Raw genomic sequence first — 18361 nt, forward strand, 5'->3', positions numbered from 1 at the left:
AAACTGTTTTTTTTAGTCAAAAACACTAAGAGTGCATAATATTTCGGAGTTAACACTTGAAAAAATATATTAATTTGAACTTATAATCTAATTAATCGATTAATATTTGATTGAATTCAGATGAACCCACTAATTTTTTACAATAAATTAATGGCAGAGTATAAAAAATAGTAAAAAATAATCAAAAAAAATCATATATTATAAATAGTTAAGCATTGGCAATTTGGCATTACACAAAATTTGACTTAATCAGTCGTTTTATAGGAACATATTTACAGTTTGGTGCATTCTGTTCAGTTTCTTTTTATTGTTAAATAATTTCCAAATATATAATTACAAAGCTAACAAGTTGATATTTTCTATTAAAAAATGGCTATTTATAACTATCTAAAAACGATATTTATAGATTTTTGTCAAAATCAATAGAGTTACCAGCTAATAATTTTATAGAAGTTCTATTAATTGATATATTCCGGTAGATTAATATTATTTTTCTACCTATAACTATCCGCCCCAATTGCACAGGAATTATTTTCATGAAGAAACGTAAGTTTTTAACCAGATATGAAATTAATGCGATTTTAGAAAAAGCACGTCAGGGACGTCACGCCGAGCGAGATTATTGCATGTTATTGATGTGCTTTATTCATGGTTTTAGAGTGAGCGAACTATGTAATCTAACGTTATCCGATCTTGATCTTAGTTCGGAAATTATTCACGTCAGGCGATTAAAAGGGGGATTATCAACAACACACCCGCTAATACCCGAAGAAATTAAAGCACTAAATCAATGGCTTAATATTAGAAAAAGTTGGCGAGAATCAGATACGGAATGGGTCTTTTTATCACAAAAATCAGGGGCTATTTCACGCCAGCAAGTTTATGGTTTATTAAAACGTTATGGCAAGCAAGCATTAGTTAATATTTCACCTCATCCACACATGTTAAGACATGCTTGTGGTTACGCTCTCGCTGATTTAGGAAGAGATACACGCCTTATTCAAGATTACCTCGGTCATCGAAATATATCCCATACCGTTATTTACACCGCAAGCAATGTGAAACGATTCTTCAAGATATGGGAGGCTCCTACGAAAGGACTCGATTAATTTCAATATTTTTTATGTAAGATATGTAACATGAGAAACTATTTCTCTTTGAAACAAAAAATCATCTCATTATTCAATTGTAAAAATCCTCGTCCATCTATTGATGAGGATTTTTATTCGATAAAATCGTTATTCATCTCATAAGATATTACCTATTATTTCTTATAATTACTTGTTTAGAAAAAAATAAATAAAACCATGTATTTAAGGGTAATTTAAACAATAAATTATATTATTACATAAATGGATATTTTCACAGGAATGAAGAAAATAAAATCACTGGAAATTATACCCTGTTTTCCAGTGATAGCCTGCTGACTTTTAATATTTCATGGTTAATTTATTCAGTTTTTAGGTAATGTTAAATTTAATCAGCTACTTGAATATTTGGAGAATGAGAAAGATAGCCAATAAGATTACCCGTGTTGTCTTTAACATTCCATCTTTCGAAAATGGATATATACCATGAATATTTGGCTATGCCTGGAGTACGTAATTTAGATCCTTGATTGAAAATATTACGAGTTTCAAACACGACAGGATAGTCTTGGTTCGTCCCTGACGTTGCCCCTTTACTTGGGGCCGCCACTTGAGATATAGCTGAAGTTAGGGTCGGTGGCGAAACTAGCGATTGGGTACCTACCCCGGCCATATGATATAGAAAGACCTGATCATCAAATTGAGCTGATAGGGTTGAAGCTCGCCATCTAACGATATCCCCCACCTTACCTTGAATTAAAAGTGTACCTTGAGCATTATTTTTGGGAATATAGATATTATTTTGAGAGGTAATGTAATAAATATATTTATCACCCATTACCGTTGGTTTGCTAGGGTCCGGACTAATGGCCTTACCCAGATCGTTTGTGATAGCTTTTACATCAACAACGGCAAGAACATCAATAAATTGTACACCAATAGCGGATTTTATATCATCCGGATCTGCATATTCAATATTATTCATAATACCATTCCTATTTTTACATATTGGTTTTATAAGTATTTAATTATCCAGAACTTTAATGAAAGGATCATGACAAACATATCCAATGAGTTGTCTTTTACGATATATTTTCATATACCAGGTATATTGACCGTATCCCTCTTTCTGAGCCGTCGAGTGATGATAATATCTTGTTATTAATCCGCCACTATTTTCTCCATCTCTTTTATATACTACACTACTTATATTATTATTATCATCTTTAGCCAAATAAGGAATAGAAATATCACCAAAATCAAGTTCCGGTAATGATATAAGCGTAACACCACCACCACCAATTGCTGTTCCTGTCATTTGGCATAAAAGTACTGTATATTCAAATTGCTGTGTCAAAGACATTGGTCTCCATCTAATGACATCACCAACATTGACAGTTATCTCCAACTCGCCTTTAGCATTATTTTTAGGCGCATAAAGATTCCCAGTACTTGTTATATAATAAAAATAATCGTTAGATACCGCTTTTGCAGTTCCTAATGTTTGTGATTTACTTAAATCATGACGACTAACGATAGCTTCTGCATCGACACAAATCAGAATATCTACAACTTGATCTTTCAAAATCGTTATAGAGTCACTCATATCTCTATCTCCTTCACAATAAAGTGTTAGATTGTTTAATAATCATCTTTTATATTAATAAGTAAGACCAAAAAAACCACTAATATAAATCATAGTTTTTAAAATCAAATTACTTGTATTTTTATAATGATTTTCCAGCATATAAATAAGACTCACATTAATATTGAATTACAAAATTATTATTTCTAGTATTAAATCACTACTTGTAAACATAAGTCATTCAACATTCTCTCTTGCGTTAAAGTTATACTTTCCTGATATTTAACTATGAAATTATTTTTTTCATAACTAACAATAAAAACACTGAGTAAAAAATAAAATATCGAGTAATTAATTTAACTTTAAACCTTTAGTTTAATAATAAAATAAGGGAAAACTTTATATATTTGGTCAGTAATATGGCAGTGAAACTTTTATATTAAATATCATTCTGCCTACCCTTGGCATAACACATATATCAATCAGTTGAATAATTAGATTACCATTAATCATCGTAAATGAAGTAAAATCACTGGAAATTATACTCTGTTTTCCAGTGATAATTTACCAACTGTTAATATTTCATGGTTGATTTATTCATTTTTTAGGCAATGTTAAATTTAATCAACGACTTGAATATTTAGAGAATGAGTAAGATAGCCAACAAGATTACCAACGTTGTCTTTCACATTCCATCTTTCGAAAATGGATATATACCATGAATATTTGGCTATACCTGGAGTACGTAATTTAGATCCTTGATTGAAAATATTACGAGTTTCAAACACGACAGGATAGTCTTGATTAGTCCCTGACGTTGCCCCTTTGCTTGGGGCCGCGACTTGAGATATCGCTGAAGTTAGCGTTGGTGGCGAAACCAGCGATTGGGTGCCTACCCCGGCCATATGATATAGAAATACCTGATCATCAAATTGAGCTGATAGCGTCGAAGCTCGCCATCTAACAATATCCCCTACCTTACCTTGAATTAAAAGTGTACCTTGAGCATTATTTTTGGGAATATAGATATTATTTTGAGAAGTAATGTAATAAATGTATTTATCATCCATTACCGTTGGTTTGCTAGGGTCCTGACTAATGGAATTACTCAGATCGTTTGTGATAGCTTTTACATCAACAACGGCAAGAACATCAATAAATTGTACACCAATAATGGGTTTTATATCATCTAGATCTGTATATTCAATATTACTCATAATACTATTCCTCTTTTTATATATTGGTTTTATAAGTATTTAATTATCTAGAACTGTAATGAAAGGGTCATGACCAATATATCCGATTAGTTGTTTTTTACGATATATTTTCATATACCAGACATACGAACCACGCCCCGCTCTCTGGGCTATTGACTCATGATAATATCTTGTTATTAGCCCGCCGTTATCTTCTCCATCCCTTTTATATACCACACTACTTATATTATTATTATCATCTTTAGCCAAATAAGGAATAGAAATATCACCAAAATCAAGTTGTGGTAATGTTATAAGCGAAACGCCATTGCCGTCATTAACTTGTAATCTCATGTAGCATAAAAGTATTGTATATTCAAATTGCTGCGTCAAAGACATTGGCCTCCATCTAATGACATCAGCAACGTTAACAGTTACCTCCAACTCTCCTTTGGCATTATTTTTAGGCGTATAAAGATTTCCAGTGCTTGTTACATAATAAAAATATTTATTATGTACTGATTTTGCCGTCCCTAGTGTTTTTGATTTACTTAAATCATAATTACTAAGGATAGCTTCTACATCCACACAAATGAGAATATCTATAACTTGATCTTTCAAAATCGCTATAACGTCGCTCATATCTATTCTCCTTCACAATAAAGTGTTAGATTGTTTAACAATCATCTATTATATTAATAATTCAGTTAAAAAAAACCACTGATATAAATCATAGTTTTTAAAAATAAATTATCCATATATTTAAAATAATTAATTTAATATATAAATAAATTCCATATTAATATTGAAATGAAAAATTATTATTTTTAGTATTAAATCACCATTTGCAAACATAAATAATTCAACATTCTCTCTTGAGTTAAAGTTATACTTTTGTGATATTTAACCGTAAAATTAATTTTTTACTGTTATTTATAAGAAATTAACAATAAAAATATTGTAGTAAAAATAAAATATTAAATAATTAACTTAACTATAAATTTATATTTTAATAATAAAATGAAAATAAATTTAATATATTTAGTAAGTAATATGGCAGTGAAACTTTAAGTTTTTATATTTAATACCATTCTGCCTATCCTTGGCGTAACACGTATATTAATTCGTCAAACTAAAATACTAAGTTACATTAGCTAGTTAAATAGTTAGATTACAATTAATCTTCAGAAATAACGATACTAGTTAATGGCGTATGATAGCAATAACCAACAAGCTTATTTGAGTCATCATAGATAGATAGATACCATGCATATTGAACTATACCAGGTCTACGCAGCGTAGATTTTTGATAGTAAATATGTCTTTTTTCATAGAAAAAATCGGATAAAGGCTCTTGTGGCAATTCAATAATATCTTCTTTCGGAGGCATTAGCGCTTTTTTAATCTTGGGAACAACAACATTCGTTAATGTATATATAGTCATTGGTTGAGAAATGCAATCATCAGCATCCTTTTTTTCCAGACGATATAAAAACACCTTATGGTTAAATTGAGCAGATATGCTAGAAGATTGCCACCTAACCATATCACCTACCTTACCTGTAACTTTAAGTGAATTTGTAGCGTTTTTCTCGGGAGAATATGCTTGATACTCAGTGGTAATATAATATAACAAGTTATCATCAATTTTAGTCGGCTTTTTATAATCCTGGCTCAGACGGTCAAACTTATTTAAGATAGATTGCACATCAATACAGATTAAAATATCTATACTCTTAGAAAATTCAGCATTATCATCAGTATTCATAATGTTGGCCCTATTATCTTATATTGATTTTGTAATTTACAAAACGTGAACAAAAGAGCTATGAGAAATATACCCAATTAACTCAAGGTTATAATGTATGCTTATTATAAAAGTCAATTTTTCTCTACCTGATTTCTTACCTTCTGATTCTATATAAGATTGTGTTACAGATTCTACTCCATATTTAAACGGTGTACCGGGTAACTGCTTATCATCTTGTTCTGGGTAATTGACCCTTGTGACTTCTTGAATATACTTTATCGGTGCGATAGTTTTATAACTATTTTCTTTAGTTTTTTTGTATAAGTTTACTGAATGTATTAATTGTTGAGTTAAAGATATTACTCTCCACCTGACAGTATCGCCGACACCCACTTTTACTATCAATTTACCCGTAGCATTATCTTCAGGTATATCAGCATTTTCATTATTAGTAATGTAATGAAAATATTTATTATCTACCATTGCAGGGTTGTCTGGATTTGTTCCCAGTTTATTGTAGTTATTAATAATACCATCAACATCCACACAAATAAGAACATCTACAGTTTCATTCATTTTTTTACCCCTTCATTGGATTAAGTCGCCCTAAGAGTCCTCTATCACTCTAATAATTAACTACTAAACCTGAAATAACTACTGGTATAAATCACAGTTTAGATAAGAAATTTACTTATATATTTATCAGAAATCTTTTTAGACACAGCCAAATCCTACCGATAATTTATTGTTTTAAAAAAGAATTCAAATCAAATTAATATCATGACGATATTAGTTCATAAACAGATTAGTATTCTTTTAAAAGGTAAAACAATATATGTCATCAGCATTTAACTAAAGTGTGAGCGATTGCATAAGGGATTTCCTCAAAGAGGAAATCCCTTATCTTCATACAATTTTACTCAATGATTAAATCATCAATTGATATTTTTCGACAAGAATTATGTATCGGGAAAATCTTCATTTAATTCATCATAATCTTTAACTTCATTTTTAAAGGTAACTATCTTAGTTTGCCCACTGCATTGACTATTAGACATCATATGACAATCGTCGGGAATATTCTTTTCTCTTATTCCAAGCCATTCAGAAAATAGCGTCAGAAAGTGTAATCCACTTCTTTGTGCCGTTATCTCTTCACGATAAGAATAATCACTGCCGGTAATAAAAAACGGCACCTGAAAACTCTGTTTATTTTCATCATCATGTGTCAGGTTTTCTTGATCGGTTCCTTTATCAACATAAGAAAGCCCATGATCCGAAAAATAAAGCATCGTCCATCTTAAATGATGATGATTAGCCTCAGACGCAATGTCAGAAAGCAATTTATCTGTATTAGATATACTTTTGACATAACAAGAAATTTCTTCCGATTGTAAGAACAGATCATATTTTCCATTCGTTCTGACGCACGCTTGTGGGTGAGATCCCATCAGGTGAATAACAATCAGTTTTTTCTTCTTTTCCGGTATTAATGCCTTTTTAATGTAAGGCATCAATTTATCATCAGGCAAATAACGCCGGTCATCAGAACTTCCACTTTTCAGGAAGTGGACGCTATTTGCCTGTTGCCCAATCAACGCCACCGGAGAATCAAAAGCACTCTTCATCCCCTGATTAGATATCCAATAGGTATAAAACCCAGCTTTTTTCGCCAACGTTATGACACTATCATTCAAATTGATCGCATTCTCACCTTTCAGAGCCAGTGAGTTAGTCAAAGATAACTGTGTCGATGCCGCCGATGAGATATAATTTGTAAATATCTTGCCATTAGCTTTATCCAGCCACGGCGTATTGTTATAAGGAAAGCCATACACATTCATAAAGTCCTTTCGAACACTTTCACCAATGACCATGATATAGGTTTCATATTTATCCTCTTTTACCACCGGCTGCCAAGAGTCTTTCTGTTTTATTATTTCAGCGAACCTAATTCTTTCTGAATTAACTTCTTTATAGCTCTCAACGACATCACTAAAAAATCTCACTTCGGGTAATCCTGATGCCAATAGATTAAAATCAGGATTGAAACCGGAATTTATATACCCTTTTACCGGTGACCAGAAAGCTGAAAACACAAAAAACAGTGATAAAAATATTGTACTCTTTCTCTTCAGCGTCACTTTTACCTTAAAAGATAAAATCATTAATAGAATAATAGCCGACACCACTAAATAGGTAAAAAGAGGCAGCCCGCTGATAAACTCTAACGCTTCATTTTTATTCGTGTAAATTAAAGATCCCACTGAATTGATATCGGGACAACCATAATTCAATCCTACAGGGGAATAGATCACACTCATTAACCCAATCATAAATACCAAAATATAATATATATATTTGTTAAAACTGGATAATAATATCAGCATTGAAAAAGCACTAAATACATATATAAACTTTAGCTGATATCCAAGGCTTAAATGGGCCAATGAAATAAAACCAAATAAGCATATCAAAGTGAAATTTTCTTGGATTTTTTTACTCAACAGCATACTCACTCATTTCCTTTAAATCTATGCAATAATCTACGTAATACAACATCAAAAAATTCATAATCTTTTCTTATCAATAGGCGTGGTTTTTCAATAAGAAAATCTGGGGTTAATCAACTACCACGTGCCACAATTCCAAGCAGCACCATGCAGATTGCTACACTGAGTCATTAAACTAACGCATAAAAAAACACCTTACTCATTTATCTATAACTTAGTTGAGGATTTCCTAAGCAAGACAGTTATTAATTGTCCATATTTGATTAACGGCATGTAAATAATATGCGTTTTTTTTGTTAATAGCAAAAGTTCTGAATATATCGATCCTGATCGTGATTTTAAACTATACTTAATAAATGGTTTATGTACGAAAGCATATATCTGGAGATAACAGTAACTAATTGAAAAATAGTAAAAACATCTGCCATAAGCACTGCGCATCTCAAAGAAATATTATCCTCTCAATCGATATTCAGTAATAGAGGAAGCGAGTCAGACCAAACTATCTGTTATTACAAACTATCTGTTATTAAAAGCTATTTATGAACATTAGCCACTGAAATTGATGACATAATCTAAGCTTTTCATACAAAGTTAAACACTCTGGCATTCCAGTCAATCCAGCCAGGAAAATTCAATAAGATATTGACAATAGATGGCACACATGGAAAGAATCATCTCGAAACCATTAGGAGATTAGTGATGAATGAAAAATTCTATCAATTAAAAATAACACTTACAGACTCAAAACCCGCTATTTGGCGGCAATTTGTCGTTCCAGCCTCTATTTCATTTGACAGGCTGCATGACGTGATACAAATCGTTATGGGATGGCAGGATAGTCATCTACATGAATTTCGCATTGGCAAATTGCGATTAACAGAAATGCCAGAAAGCTCATCTGATAGCAAGGAAGAAGATTTATACCGTCTGGCTGATCTGATTAAACAAAAAGGGCGATCTTTTACCTATCTCTATGATTTTAGCGATGAATGGGAACACGAAATTACCTTAGAAAACAGTCATTATCCTGCCAATAACCTCCCGCTTCCTTTTTATTGTCTGGATGGCGCTCGCGCTTGTCCCTTGGAAGATACCGGCGGGATTGACGGTTATGAAAATTTAATCGCAATACTGAATGATCCTGACCATGAGGAATATGTAGATACACAGCAATGGGTAAGTGAATTACTTGCTCTGGATGAAGATGAAGATTTCGACTTCGAACAATTTCCCATTAGCAATATTAATGCCTTTCTAGCGCTCTATTATCGCTGGTCACGAGATCGTTACCATCTCTTGTGGGATTGGGAATGAATTTAACAATAGGACAAATCTATCATCATTGGGAAAAGTTTCAGATAAGCCACTATGACGAACATCGGGGCTTAATTTGAATTAATTTTTCCCGTGGAATTAGATGATACTCAACTCAGTATCGAGTGCAGTTTCTGCGGTGTTTTCAGATTAGCCCTATTAAGCTGCACTGGTATTGAATACCATTATCATCACCCATTTGATATTAAATACAGCAACTATAACGTCAGGTATTAATATTCCGGCCTCATTAACAAAGTTATTAAAACAACGACTAAATAGATAATGCCATTAATCATCGTAACAGATTGTAATAAAAATATTTTTTAACTAAAGATTAATATAGCGAATTCGAAATAACCTGATATGTCTTGATTCCATATATAATTTGTAACACTTTCTTACAAATTTATATTTTTGTAAATTTGAAAAAAACGCTTGCTATCTGATGAATGTTTAATTATTAATTAAGCTTCATCATATGAACTACATTTAAAAGAATTACCCCCCTGTTCCCCTTATTCTTGGGGATTAACTGATTGGGATTGATCTCTCTCTTCCTCTCATTCAACTCGCCATTATTCACGCGATAAACGCTGCGTTTATCGGTGATGATGGGATTTTTACGACGTTATTTCTTTGGCAAAAAGAATTAATGATTTCAACGTCTGGACAAAATATGACGCTAAAAAACGCAATACGACAAGGCGACAGAACCTCTCACGGCGGTTCTGTCTTAGCCGGTGATGACAGTTTTAAGGTCTTGGGTAAAGGCGTGGCACGGATTAACGATCCCGTGTCGTGTCCAAAGTGTGGCGGGCATCAAACCATTGCTGAGGGAACGCCAACCGCAGTCGGAACCAATAAACAAAAACTGGCTCTGGCAGGTATGAAAACTTCCTGTGGTGCCACGCTGATCGCCTCACAAACCTCTTTCCAGATAAAAACCTTATAGGACAATGTGTTATGAATAAAAAAGAGTCTCTATTCCTGCAAGAATTGCAGTATATACGGCAATTGGCGCAGGAAGCCGCAAAAAAAAATCCGCACCTGGCAGATTTTTTATCTGCCGGTGATCCGGATATTGAGCGAGTGATTCAAGCCTTTGCGCTGTTAGCTGCCCGTCTTCGCGAAAAGATTGAGGATGAGTTTCCCGAACTCACATCAGGGATGCTGGCTCATATTTGGCCATATGCCATGTGCCCGGTCCCTCCCACGAGCATCGTTCAATTTTCACCCAAAGGGACTCATCACCTGAGCGCGATGACGTTACCAGAAGGGGCACCGGTTTTTGCCGGAGAAGGAGAAGAAGAAGTCAGTTTTGAAACCTGCTGCCCTCTGCATATCGAACCACTAGCGGTGATTGACCGGCAACTGAACGCAACCCCAGAGTACAGTGAGATAACGCTAACACTGCAATGTTCGGAGAATATCTCAGAGTGGCGCAGCCAACCGCTACATTTCTTTCTGGGCAGCGATCATCTGCAAGCCGCTGAATTAGCCTTATGGCTTGACTTTAATCTGTGTGATGTCTTTTTGCGAACACAGGACAAAACCATCACGCTTGATGACAGTTACCCAGTCCCGGCATTGTGGGGAACCGCACGGCAGGTTGCCATCCTGCCGACGATGAAAACCTCGCCATACTCTATCTTGCAACTGATGACTGAGTACTATTACCTGCCCCATGTACATGATTTTGTGACGATTGATATCAAGAAAGATCGTCGATTGGTGGAGTTGAACGCAGATCGGACATTCGAGCTGATTTTTCGGTTTGATGGTCATTTGATGCTAAACGATATTTCCCAAACCTTTCTGTTGGACTGCGTGCCGGTAAGACATCTGGAGCCGATGAGTGCGAAGATCCCGGTAAACAGTGAAGCCAACCATTATCAAATCCCATTGGATTCGACGAAACAACTGTTCAAACTGAACCACCTTTACATATCAACTGAGCCGAAGCTAGAACGTGGGCAACCATACCGCTATCTGCCGATTGAGAAATTCTCCCAAACCGCTCGTTTTCTGCCGGATGCTGAGTTTCTTTACTATTATCAACTGAGGACAGAATGCGATATGTCGCAGCGTACCCTGCAACATCTTCACTTCTTTGACTGTAACGGCCAACCAGCGGATAACCTGCCGCCACAAACCATTTTTTGTCAATTTACCGGTTATCAGACACGGGCCTCTAACTTGGGTATCGGGGAGATTAATCTACCGGGAGAATATGCCTCGGGGCTGAAAGTGAGCAATATCACCCCAGTTTCTTCTGCTTGCCACTCAACAATGACGGAGGATCAAATAGGTAGATCGGCCTGGTCAATCATCTCTTTCTTTTCCGTATCACCCTGGATGGCTTTTCAAACCCACTCGTTAAAAGAGCTGATCAAGCTATTCGATTTCTCCTCCGATCAGTCATTAAGCAAACGTATCCAGGAACATATCGACGGTATCGTTCAACTGGATAACATCCCAATAGATCGCTTCGATAAAGGGGTTCCAGTGCGTGGCCATCAACTCGTCCTGACATTGAACCCGGATTGTTACGCCAATCAGGGGGAGATGCATCAGTTCAGTCTGGTGGTGTCACGCCTGATGAGGCTTTTCATCAGCATGCGCACTTTTGTGATGATGAAGGTTATTGACGGCCAGACGGGAGAAATCCTGTGGGATTTTCAACACATGATGTTCGGGTTACGCCCTGATATGTAATGTTAATCGTAAGGAAATAGTATCAATGAGCAAATTAAGCCCACTCGATTGTCTTGACTGTAAAAACATACTGAAAAACTGGCTGGAATTTCAGTTGGTGGATGAACAGGGGAAACCCTTGGTCAATATGCCTTATCGTTTGAAAATCCGTGGAAATCCTTTGTTGGGACGTAAAGGAGTTACCGATGGCAATGGATTGCTAAGGGAAGAAGATATGCCTCCCCATCCGGTAACCTTGTATATCGGTGCCCAACCGCTGGCCGATGAGATGGAACAGCGCCCGTTGCGGGAAAAACGGGGAGAGGCATTTTCAGTGGTGAAACCAAAAGCAGAAGCCGAAGGCTATCAATATCGCTATGTGACTATCGGGCAGATTAGTGATGGATTGCCGGAGATTCAAGGGTGGGACCCCAAAGATATCCCACCTCCCTATCATTTCCCAGACCCGGAACCAAAAGGCTATCAGGTCCATCCTGTGAATCGACGATATGTTCTGGAAGTGTGTCCATTTCGAGCTTGGGTTTTGCTGCTACATCATCAAAAAGAGTATTCCATTGTGAATGCTTATAACCAGTGTTTGATGAGTGTGCTGGCCTATGCCGATGGAGATGTTGATATTGAAGGTTCAGTGAAACACTTTTTTAACCGGCAAATGGTGGATGTTTCAAGATTGCCCTATAAAGTGGAGGAATTGTCGGCAACGCCTGTAGTTTACGATGTACCGTTTAGTGAACGTTATACTCAAGTGGAATTTATTGATTCACAAGCAGGGAACAACAAACAAGGTGATACCAAACTGTTTTATGTTGCCAGTAAGAAAGATGTGATTGTTAGTTGGCGGGGAACCTCTAGCCTGGATAATTACCTGACTGATGCCACTTTCCAGCCATTGGCTTTAAGTTGCGATGATGACAAAGCGTTGTGCAGTGATTTTATTCATCATGGTAAAGTGCATAAAGGGTTTTGGGAGGCATTTAATCTGGGGGGAAGGTTAATCGTTCCCAGTGATAAAATTAAAACTAAAACAGTATTCCGAGATATCACCAGTTTGGTTAGAAACAAGCGATTATTTATTTGCGGCCATAGTTTGGGAGGAGCGTTGGCATTATTGCACAGTGCGCAACTGAAAGAACACAATCCTTGTCTCTACAGTTACGGGATGCCGCGAACATTAACTCGCAGTGCAGTAGAGGAATTGTCTTCTATTATCCACTATCGTCATGTTAATGAAGATGATGTAATCCCTTCTGTGCCATTTGAGCAGGATATGGATAATGTTTTTTTCAATTATTGGGCACCGGCGGGGTATGACTGGGCGGTTATGAAGTTGCTGTCGCCGTCACCGATTATTCAGGCAATTAAACAGGCGACAGCCAGTAAAGAAATTTATCTGCATCATGGTAAAGTTGTCCATTTTTTTCAAGCCAACAGTTGCCCGGAATGGCTGATTTCCGCCCGGAATATCTCCCTGATAACCGGTGTTGCTGAAAAAATATTAGATAACGCTACAAAACTCTACTTAATTCCTGAGTTAAATCAGGAAACAGAAAAGGATTTTTCGCTGGCCGGTGAGCGGCAGAATGCGTTGTTTAATCAGCTCAGTCAACAAGAAAAAGACAAACTGTTTGTTGAAAACAGAAGTGCTGATTTGAAAGGCGGATTCGGTTTCTCTAATCATAGCTCGTATAAATATGCGGGTTATATTGACAAGCGCCTCAGAGAGTTATGTGAACCGGATAAGATTACGGTCTATCAGGACAGTCAGCGTCAATTTAAGGCGAAAATGGACAGTTATAAGATGCTTATCCCTGACAATGTTTACTACCGAAATCTCTATTTTCTGGATATGGATAAGCAGTTAATAAAATCACTGACGGTCAGCCAGCAGGAAGAACAGGGAGAACTGGCCTTACAGCATTACTGTGATAAACAGGAACTGTCCGTATGAAAATATTGAAGATAACGCTGTCCTTATTATTTCTCTATTCTATTTACTGGGCGTTTGGTGACACCTTTTTCAACTGGCTATTTCCCTTTTCACCCGACGAGAAGAAACAATTGATTACGGTGGAAGGTGTCGTGCCGAAATACACAAAACCGTATGTGTCTGCGCAATATATCTCAAAAGACTGTCTTAGATATCAGTTTGATGCAGGTATGTCGCCTTATCAAGTGCCGACTTATTATGGATTGGATTTGGATGTAAAAGCTGATCCACAAACTGGTTACTTTCAGGCGAAATTGCCTTTCAATGGTGGAGGATGGTGTAAATGGAAAATCAATCAAGCTTCTGTGGCAGTAGGATATACCGATGTCCGACATCTGGTGAAAGATGCTGTGCCATATACGGGAACCGGCTTAACCGCATTTATTAATGATGCTGTCCAGACGAATATTAGTGAAACTGCGGAATTAAATACTATTAATTTTAGCCCCATCATCTACCCTGTTTTGGAAATGGTTGAAGGATTTCCTAAAAGCGTATATTTACAAGGTGAAGTATCAAAAATGCGTTCCTTTCGACTGAAATTAACTCCAGGAGCTAAATGGAAAATTATCTTTAAGCCTAAGCTGGATGAAACAAAAATGGCGAAGGTCACTGTGACTAACGGGAAAGGTGAATGGGTTGAATACTCTAACGGCAAGATTGATAAGGGTACTCAATTAGTCGATTTTCGGTTCATGTACATGAATATGAAATAACGCTGTAGGAATTGAGGAAAATTTACCATGATAAATATCAAGCAATACTTATCTGTTTTATCAGTGATTTTACTATCAGGCTGTGCTGATCCAAATGAGCCGCTTTCTCCTCCTAAAGAGAATCAGTGGATCACCGTGGAAGGGGTGGTGCCTAAATACACACAGCCGCATGTATCGGCAGAATACATTTCAAAAGATTGCCTTGAATATCAGCTACATGCTGACATGTCACCTTATAAAGTGCCAACCTATAATGGGCTTCGCCTGAAAGTGAAGGCCGATCCTCAAACCGGTTACTTTCAGGCAAAACTGCCTTTTAATGGCGGTGGCCGATGTAAATGGAAAATTAACCGGGCCTTTGTATCGGTGAGTTATACCGATGTCCACCATCTGGTGAAAGATGCTATTCCGTATTCAGCAACCGGTTTAATCGCATTTATCAATGATGCTGCCCGGACAAATATTAGCGAAATCCCCGCATCGAATACGATTGATTTTAACCCGGTTATTTACCCTATTTTGAAAGTAGTTGAAGATCGACCGAACAGAATATTCTTACAGGGTGAAGTTGGTATGTACCCATTTAGGTTGAAGTTAACACCGGGAGCCAAATGGAAAATTATTTTTAAACCTAAGCTGGATGAAACCAAAATGGCGAAGGTTACAGTGACTAACGGGAAAGGTGAATGGGTTGAATACTCTAACGGCAAGATTGATAAGGGTACTCAATTAGTCGATTTTCGGTTCATGTACATGAATATGAAATAACGCTGTAGGAATTGAGGAACAGTTACCATGATAAATATTAAAAAATACTTATCGATCTTATCAGTAATTTTAATATCAGGCTGTGCTGATCCAAATGAGCCGCTTTCTCCGCCCAAAGAGAATCAGTGGATCACCGTGGAGGGGGTAGCACCGAAATATACTGAACCTCATGTGTCCGCAGAGTATATCTCAAAGGATTGCCTTGAATATCAGCTACATGCTGACATGTCACCTTATAAGGTGCCAACCTATAATGGGCTTCGTCTGAAAGTAAAGGCCGATCCACAAACCGGTTATTTTCAGGCAAAACTGCCTTTCAATGGCGGCGGCCGGTGCAAATGGGAAATTAATCGGGCTTTTGTGTCAATAAGTTATACCGATGTCCACCATCTGGTGAAAGATGCCGTGCCTTATGGAGGAACAGGTTTAATCGCATCTATCAATGATGCTACTCGGACAGATATTAGTGAAATGCCCGCATCGAATACGATTAATTTTAGCCCGGTTATTTACCCTGTTTTAGAAGTAGTTGAAGGATTTCCAAAAACCGTATCCTTACAAGGTGAAGTATCAAAAATGCTCCCTTTTCGACTCACGTTAACTCCAGGAGCTAAATGGAAAATTATCTTCAAGCCTAAGCTGGACGAAACAAAAATGGCAAAGGTCACTGTGACTAACGGGAAAGGCGAATGGGTTGAATACTCTAACGGCAAGATTGATAACGGCACTCAAGAAGTCGATTTTCGGTTCATGTACATGAATATGAAATAACACTGTAGGAATTGAGGAACAGTTACCATGATAAATCTCAAGCAATACTTATCTGTCTTATCAGTGATTTTAATATCGGGCTGTGCTAACCCTAATGAGCCGCTTTCTCCGCCCAAAGAGAATCAGTGGATCACCGTGGAAGGAGTAGCACCCAAATATACCGAACCTCATGTATCTGCTGTGTATATATCAAAAGATTGCCTTAAATATCGTCTGGATTCCAATATGTCGCCTTTTAAGGTACTGACTTATAACGGATTACGTTTGGAAGATGTAAAGGCTGATCCGCAAACCGGTTACTTTCAGGCGAAATTACCTTTTAATGGCGGCGGCCGATGTAAGTGGAAGATTGATCGGGCCTTTGTATCGGTGAGTTATACCGATGTCCACCATTTGGTAAAAGATGCTGTTCAAGAGGAAGGAGCTGAGGGAACAGGTTTAACTGTATTCATTAATGATTCAACCCAGACATATCTCAGCGAAACGAAGGCATTGAATAATATAGATTACAGACCGGTTGTTTATCCTATTCTAAAAATAGTTTATGGGTGCCCAAACAGAGTATTTCTACAGGGTGAAGTAGGAATGCGTCCCTTTAGATTAAGGTTAACTCCAGGTGCTGAATGGAAAATTACCTATAAACCTAAATTAGATGAAACCAAAATGCCTAAAATTATTATCCCACCGGGCAAAGCACCTTCAAGGGTTGAATATCCTGATGGCAGAGTTGATTTAAACAGAGACTCTATTGATTACTGGAAAATAAAATAACACTACCAAGGCCATATTATTAATTTACCTAAACATCAACATCAAAAATAAGGAGTCCATTATGAACGATGGATTACACTTTCTTTGTCATATTACCGATTTGCCGGAGAAAACTTTTGCGGTAGCTGAATTTTCTTTGCAGGAGGAATTATCCGAACTCTTTACCCTATCTTTAATGCTGGTCAGTAAACGGGCCGATATTGATCTGGAATCACTGTTATTACAGTCTGTGAAATTCCGGGTGGTTTTCAACGACGTTGAGCAACGTCAGGTTAGCGGCATTATCACACAGGCTGCACGAGGCGATACGCATGCGCGTCGTACCATTTATTACCTCACCGTCCAGCCCGCTCTCTGGCGGATGAATTTGAATCAGGACAGCCGGATTTACCATCGGCAAAGCGTGCCGGAAATTCTCACCAGTTTGCTGAAAAAACATTGCATCCTGTTCGATTGCCAACTGGATGAGTTTCATTACACACGGGAGTATGTGACGCAGAAACGGGAGTCCGATTATGCTTTTTTTGCCCGGTTAGTGGCCGAAGAGGGGCTGAATTTCTGGTTTGAAGACGACAAGCTGTTTTTCAGTGACAGCCATTTAGGGATGACGGCCAACTTACCGCTGGTCTACAACCCGCAGATAGAGACGGCCACCGAAATGAATGTGATGAATCAGGCGCGTCTGGGCGTCTCCATGACCCCGGCGCGGGTCATTTATAAGGACTACAATCCCCAAAGTCCCGATTACCGCCTGACGCACCGGGCCAATATCGATCCCCGTGTGGAAGGGCAGAAAACCCTGTTTGAGCTTTTTGAAAGCTACGGCCGTTTTCAGAAGGACGCGGAGGCGAAACCGTTTGTCCAGCGTCGTCATCAGGCCGTCGAGAATCAACGTCAGGCCGGTAGCGGGCAAAGTAACTGTTTTAAACTGATGCCCGGTAAAATCTTTGACCTCAGCGAACACCCGGTTGATGCCATGAATACCCGCTGGCAAATCGTCACTATCCATCATCACGGCAAGTGTCCGCAGGCACTGCAAGAAGAGAGCGGAGAATCAGGATCTTATCTGCATAACGAATTCCGTTTTATGTCGGGCTATAACGACTGGCGAGCGCTATATCGCTACAAACCGCTGGCGGATGGTGATGAAGTGGCCACCGTGGTCGGCCCGGAAGGGGAAG

At 37.4% G+C, this 18361-nt stretch carries 17 protein-coding genes; 10 read left to right on the plus strand and 7 right to left on the minus strand.

All coding sequences use genetic code 11. From position 1 onward, the window contains the following. Positions 1-536: 536 nt before the first annotated feature. Positions 537-1109: a tyrosine-type DNA invertase gene (locus EAE91_RS18325; RefSeq protein WP_214089736.1), complete on the plus strand. Its 573-nt coding sequence runs from the start codon at positions 537-539 to the stop codon at positions 1107-1109. Between the two features lie 367 nt (positions 1110-1476). Here EAE91_RS18325 and EAE91_RS18330 read toward each other — a convergent pair whose 3' ends face one another. The 7 genes from EAE91_RS18330 to EAE91_RS18360 all read right to left on the minus strand — a co-directional run bounded on the left by EAE91_RS18330 (position 1477) and on the right by EAE91_RS18360 (position 7943). Continuing rightward, positions 1477-2073 (minus strand): AidA/PixA family protein, encoded by a 597-nt coding sequence (locus EAE91_RS18330; protein ID WP_214089737.1) that lies wholly within the window; start codon positions 2071-2073, stop codon positions 1477-1479. Between the two features lie 39 nt (positions 2074-2112). Further along, on the minus strand, positions 2113-2694 hold the full coding sequence (locus EAE91_RS18335) for an AidA/PixA family protein (protein WP_214089738.1): 582 nt from the start codon (positions 2692-2694) through the stop codon (positions 2113-2115). Positions 2695-3293: 599 nt separating this feature from the next. Next, positions 3294-3890: an AidA/PixA family protein gene (locus EAE91_RS18340; RefSeq protein WP_214089739.1), complete on the minus strand. Its 597-nt coding sequence runs from the start codon at positions 3888-3890 to the stop codon at positions 3294-3296. A gap of 39 nt (positions 3891-3929) precedes the next feature. Beyond that, positions 3930-4511 carry an AidA/PixA family protein gene (locus EAE91_RS18345; protein ID WP_214089740.1) on the minus strand — a complete coding sequence of 194 codons (582 nt, stop codon included), beginning with the start codon at positions 4509-4511 and terminating at the stop codon, positions 3930-3932. A 535-nt stretch (positions 4512-5046) separates the two neighbouring features. Beyond that, a complete protein-coding gene (locus EAE91_RS18350) occupies positions 5047-5637 on the minus strand; it encodes an AidA/PixA family protein (protein WP_214089741.1) in 591 nt (196 codons plus the stop codon). A 36-nt stretch (positions 5638-5673) separates the two neighbouring features. After that, on the minus strand, positions 5674-6195 hold the full coding sequence (locus tag EAE91_RS18355) for an AidA/PixA family protein (RefSeq protein ID WP_214089742.1): 522 nt from the start codon (positions 6193-6195) through the stop codon (positions 5674-5676). Positions 6196-6578: 383 nt separating this feature from the next. After that, positions 6579-7943 (minus strand): sulfatase-like hydrolase/transferase, encoded by a 1365-nt coding sequence (locus EAE91_RS18360; protein ID WP_214089743.1) that lies wholly within the window; start codon positions 7941-7943, stop codon positions 6579-6581. Positions 7944-8834: 891 nt separating this feature from the next. Here EAE91_RS18360 and EAE91_RS18365 point away from each other — a divergent pair. The 9 genes from EAE91_RS18365 to tssI all read left to right on the plus strand — a co-directional run. Continuing rightward, the gene (locus EAE91_RS18365; protein ID WP_214089744.1) at positions 8835-9449 is read left to right on the plus strand and encodes a plasmid pRiA4b ORF-3 family protein; all 615 of its coding nucleotides are present in this window, start codon (positions 8835-8837) and stop codon (positions 9447-9449) included. A 679-nt stretch (positions 9450-10128) separates the two neighbouring features. Beyond that, complete coding sequence (locus tag EAE91_RS18370) at positions 10129-10404, plus strand: PAAR domain-containing protein (RefSeq protein ID WP_214089745.1); 276 nt, start codon at positions 10129-10131, stop codon at positions 10402-10404. An 11-nt stretch (positions 10405-10415) separates the two neighbouring features. Continuing rightward, positions 10416-12167, plus strand: coding sequence for a type VI secretion system baseplate subunit TssF (locus tag EAE91_RS18375; RefSeq protein WP_214089746.1), 1752 nt, complete (start codon positions 10416-10418; stop codon positions 12165-12167). Positions 12168-12192: 25 nt separating this feature from the next. Further along, a complete protein-coding gene (locus tag EAE91_RS18380; protein ID WP_214089747.1) occupies positions 12193-14115 on the plus strand; it encodes a lipase family protein in 1923 nt (640 codons plus the stop codon). Further along, a complete protein-coding gene (locus tag EAE91_RS18385) occupies positions 14112-14870 on the plus strand; it encodes a hypothetical protein (RefSeq protein WP_214089748.1) in 759 nt (252 codons plus the stop codon). The genes EAE91_RS18380 and EAE91_RS18385 overlap by 4 nt, the downstream gene beginning before the upstream one ends. 27 nt (positions 14871-14897) lie before the next feature. Continuing rightward, positions 14898-15638 carry a hypothetical protein gene (locus tag EAE91_RS18390; RefSeq protein WP_214089749.1) on the plus strand — a complete coding sequence of 247 codons (741 nt, stop codon included), beginning with the start codon at positions 14898-14900 and terminating at the stop codon, positions 15636-15638. 27 nt (positions 15639-15665) lie between these two features. Continuing rightward, a complete protein-coding gene (locus tag EAE91_RS18395) occupies positions 15666-16409 on the plus strand; it encodes a hypothetical protein (RefSeq protein ID WP_214089750.1) in 744 nt (247 codons plus the stop codon). 27 nt (positions 16410-16436) lie between these two features. After that, positions 16437-17180, plus strand: coding sequence for a hypothetical protein (locus tag EAE91_RS18400; protein ID WP_214089751.1), 744 nt, complete (start codon positions 16437-16439; stop codon positions 17178-17180). Positions 17181-17241: 61 nt separating this feature from the next. Next, positions 17242-18361, plus strand: a 1120-nt coding sequence (gene tssI, locus EAE91_RS18405; RefSeq protein ID WP_214089752.1) for a type VI secretion system tip protein TssI/VgrG, incomplete at its 3' end; no start/stop codon positions are given.

Origin of the sequence: Photorhabdus noenieputensis (assembly GCF_018448935.1) — a bacterium.
Lineage (GTDB): Bacteria > Pseudomonadota > Gammaproteobacteria > Enterobacterales > Enterobacteriaceae > Photorhabdus > Photorhabdus noenieputensis.

Bases quoted from the DNA above. Each gene is read 5' to 3' on its own strand.
- EAE91_RS18350 (WP_214089741.1), bottom strand. From the start codon at position 5,637: ATGAATACTGATGATAATGCTGAATTTTCTAAGAGTATAGATATTTTA.
- EAE91_RS18360 (WP_214089743.1), bottom strand. From the start codon at position 7,943: ATGAGTGTGATCTATTCCCCTGTAGGATTGAATTATGGTTGTCCCGAT.
- EAE91_RS18330 (WP_214089737.1), bottom strand. From the start codon at position 2,073: ATGAATAATATTGAATATGCAGATCCGGATGATATAAAATCCGCTATT.
- EAE91_RS18385 (WP_214089748.1), top strand. From the start codon at position 14,112: ATGAAAATATTGAAGATAACGCTGTCCTTATTATTTCTCTATTCTATT.
- EAE91_RS18395 (WP_214089750.1), top strand. From the start codon at position 15,666: ATGATAAATATTAAAAAATACTTATCGATCTTATCAGTAATTTTAATA.
- EAE91_RS18345 (WP_214089740.1), bottom strand. From the start codon at position 4,511: ATGAGCGACGTTATAGCGATTTTGAAAGATCAAGTTATAGATATTCTC.
- EAE91_RS18375 (WP_214089746.1), top strand. From the start codon at position 10,416: ATGAATAAAAAAGAGTCTCTATTCCTGCAAGAATTGCAGTATATACGG.
- EAE91_RS18365 (WP_214089744.1), top strand. From the start codon at position 8,835: ATGAATGAAAAATTCTATCAATTAAAAATAACACTTACAGACTCAAAA.
- EAE91_RS18325 (WP_214089736.1), top strand. From the start codon at position 537: ATGAAGAAACGTAAGTTTTTAACCAGATATGAAATTAATGCGATTTTA.
- EAE91_RS18340 (WP_214089739.1), bottom strand. From the start codon at position 3,890: ATGAGTAATATTGAATATACAGATCTAGATGATATAAAACCCATTATT.
- EAE91_RS18400 (WP_214089751.1), top strand. From the start codon at position 16,437: ATGATAAATCTCAAGCAATACTTATCTGTCTTATCAGTGATTTTAATA.
- EAE91_RS18390 (WP_214089749.1), top strand. From the start codon at position 14,898: ATGATAAATATCAAGCAATACTTATCTGTTTTATCAGTGATTTTACTA.
- EAE91_RS18335 (WP_214089738.1), bottom strand. From the start codon at position 2,694: ATGAGTGACTCTATAACGATTTTGAAAGATCAAGTTGTAGATATTCTG.
- EAE91_RS18355 (WP_214089742.1), bottom strand. From the start codon at position 6,195: ATGAATGAAACTGTAGATGTTCTTATTTGTGTGGATGTTGATGGTATT.
- EAE91_RS18370 (WP_214089745.1), top strand. From the start codon at position 10,129: ATGACGCTAAAAAACGCAATACGACAAGGCGACAGAACCTCTCACGGC.
- EAE91_RS18380 (WP_214089747.1), top strand. From the start codon at position 12,193: ATGAGCAAATTAAGCCCACTCGATTGTCTTGACTGTAAAAACATACTG.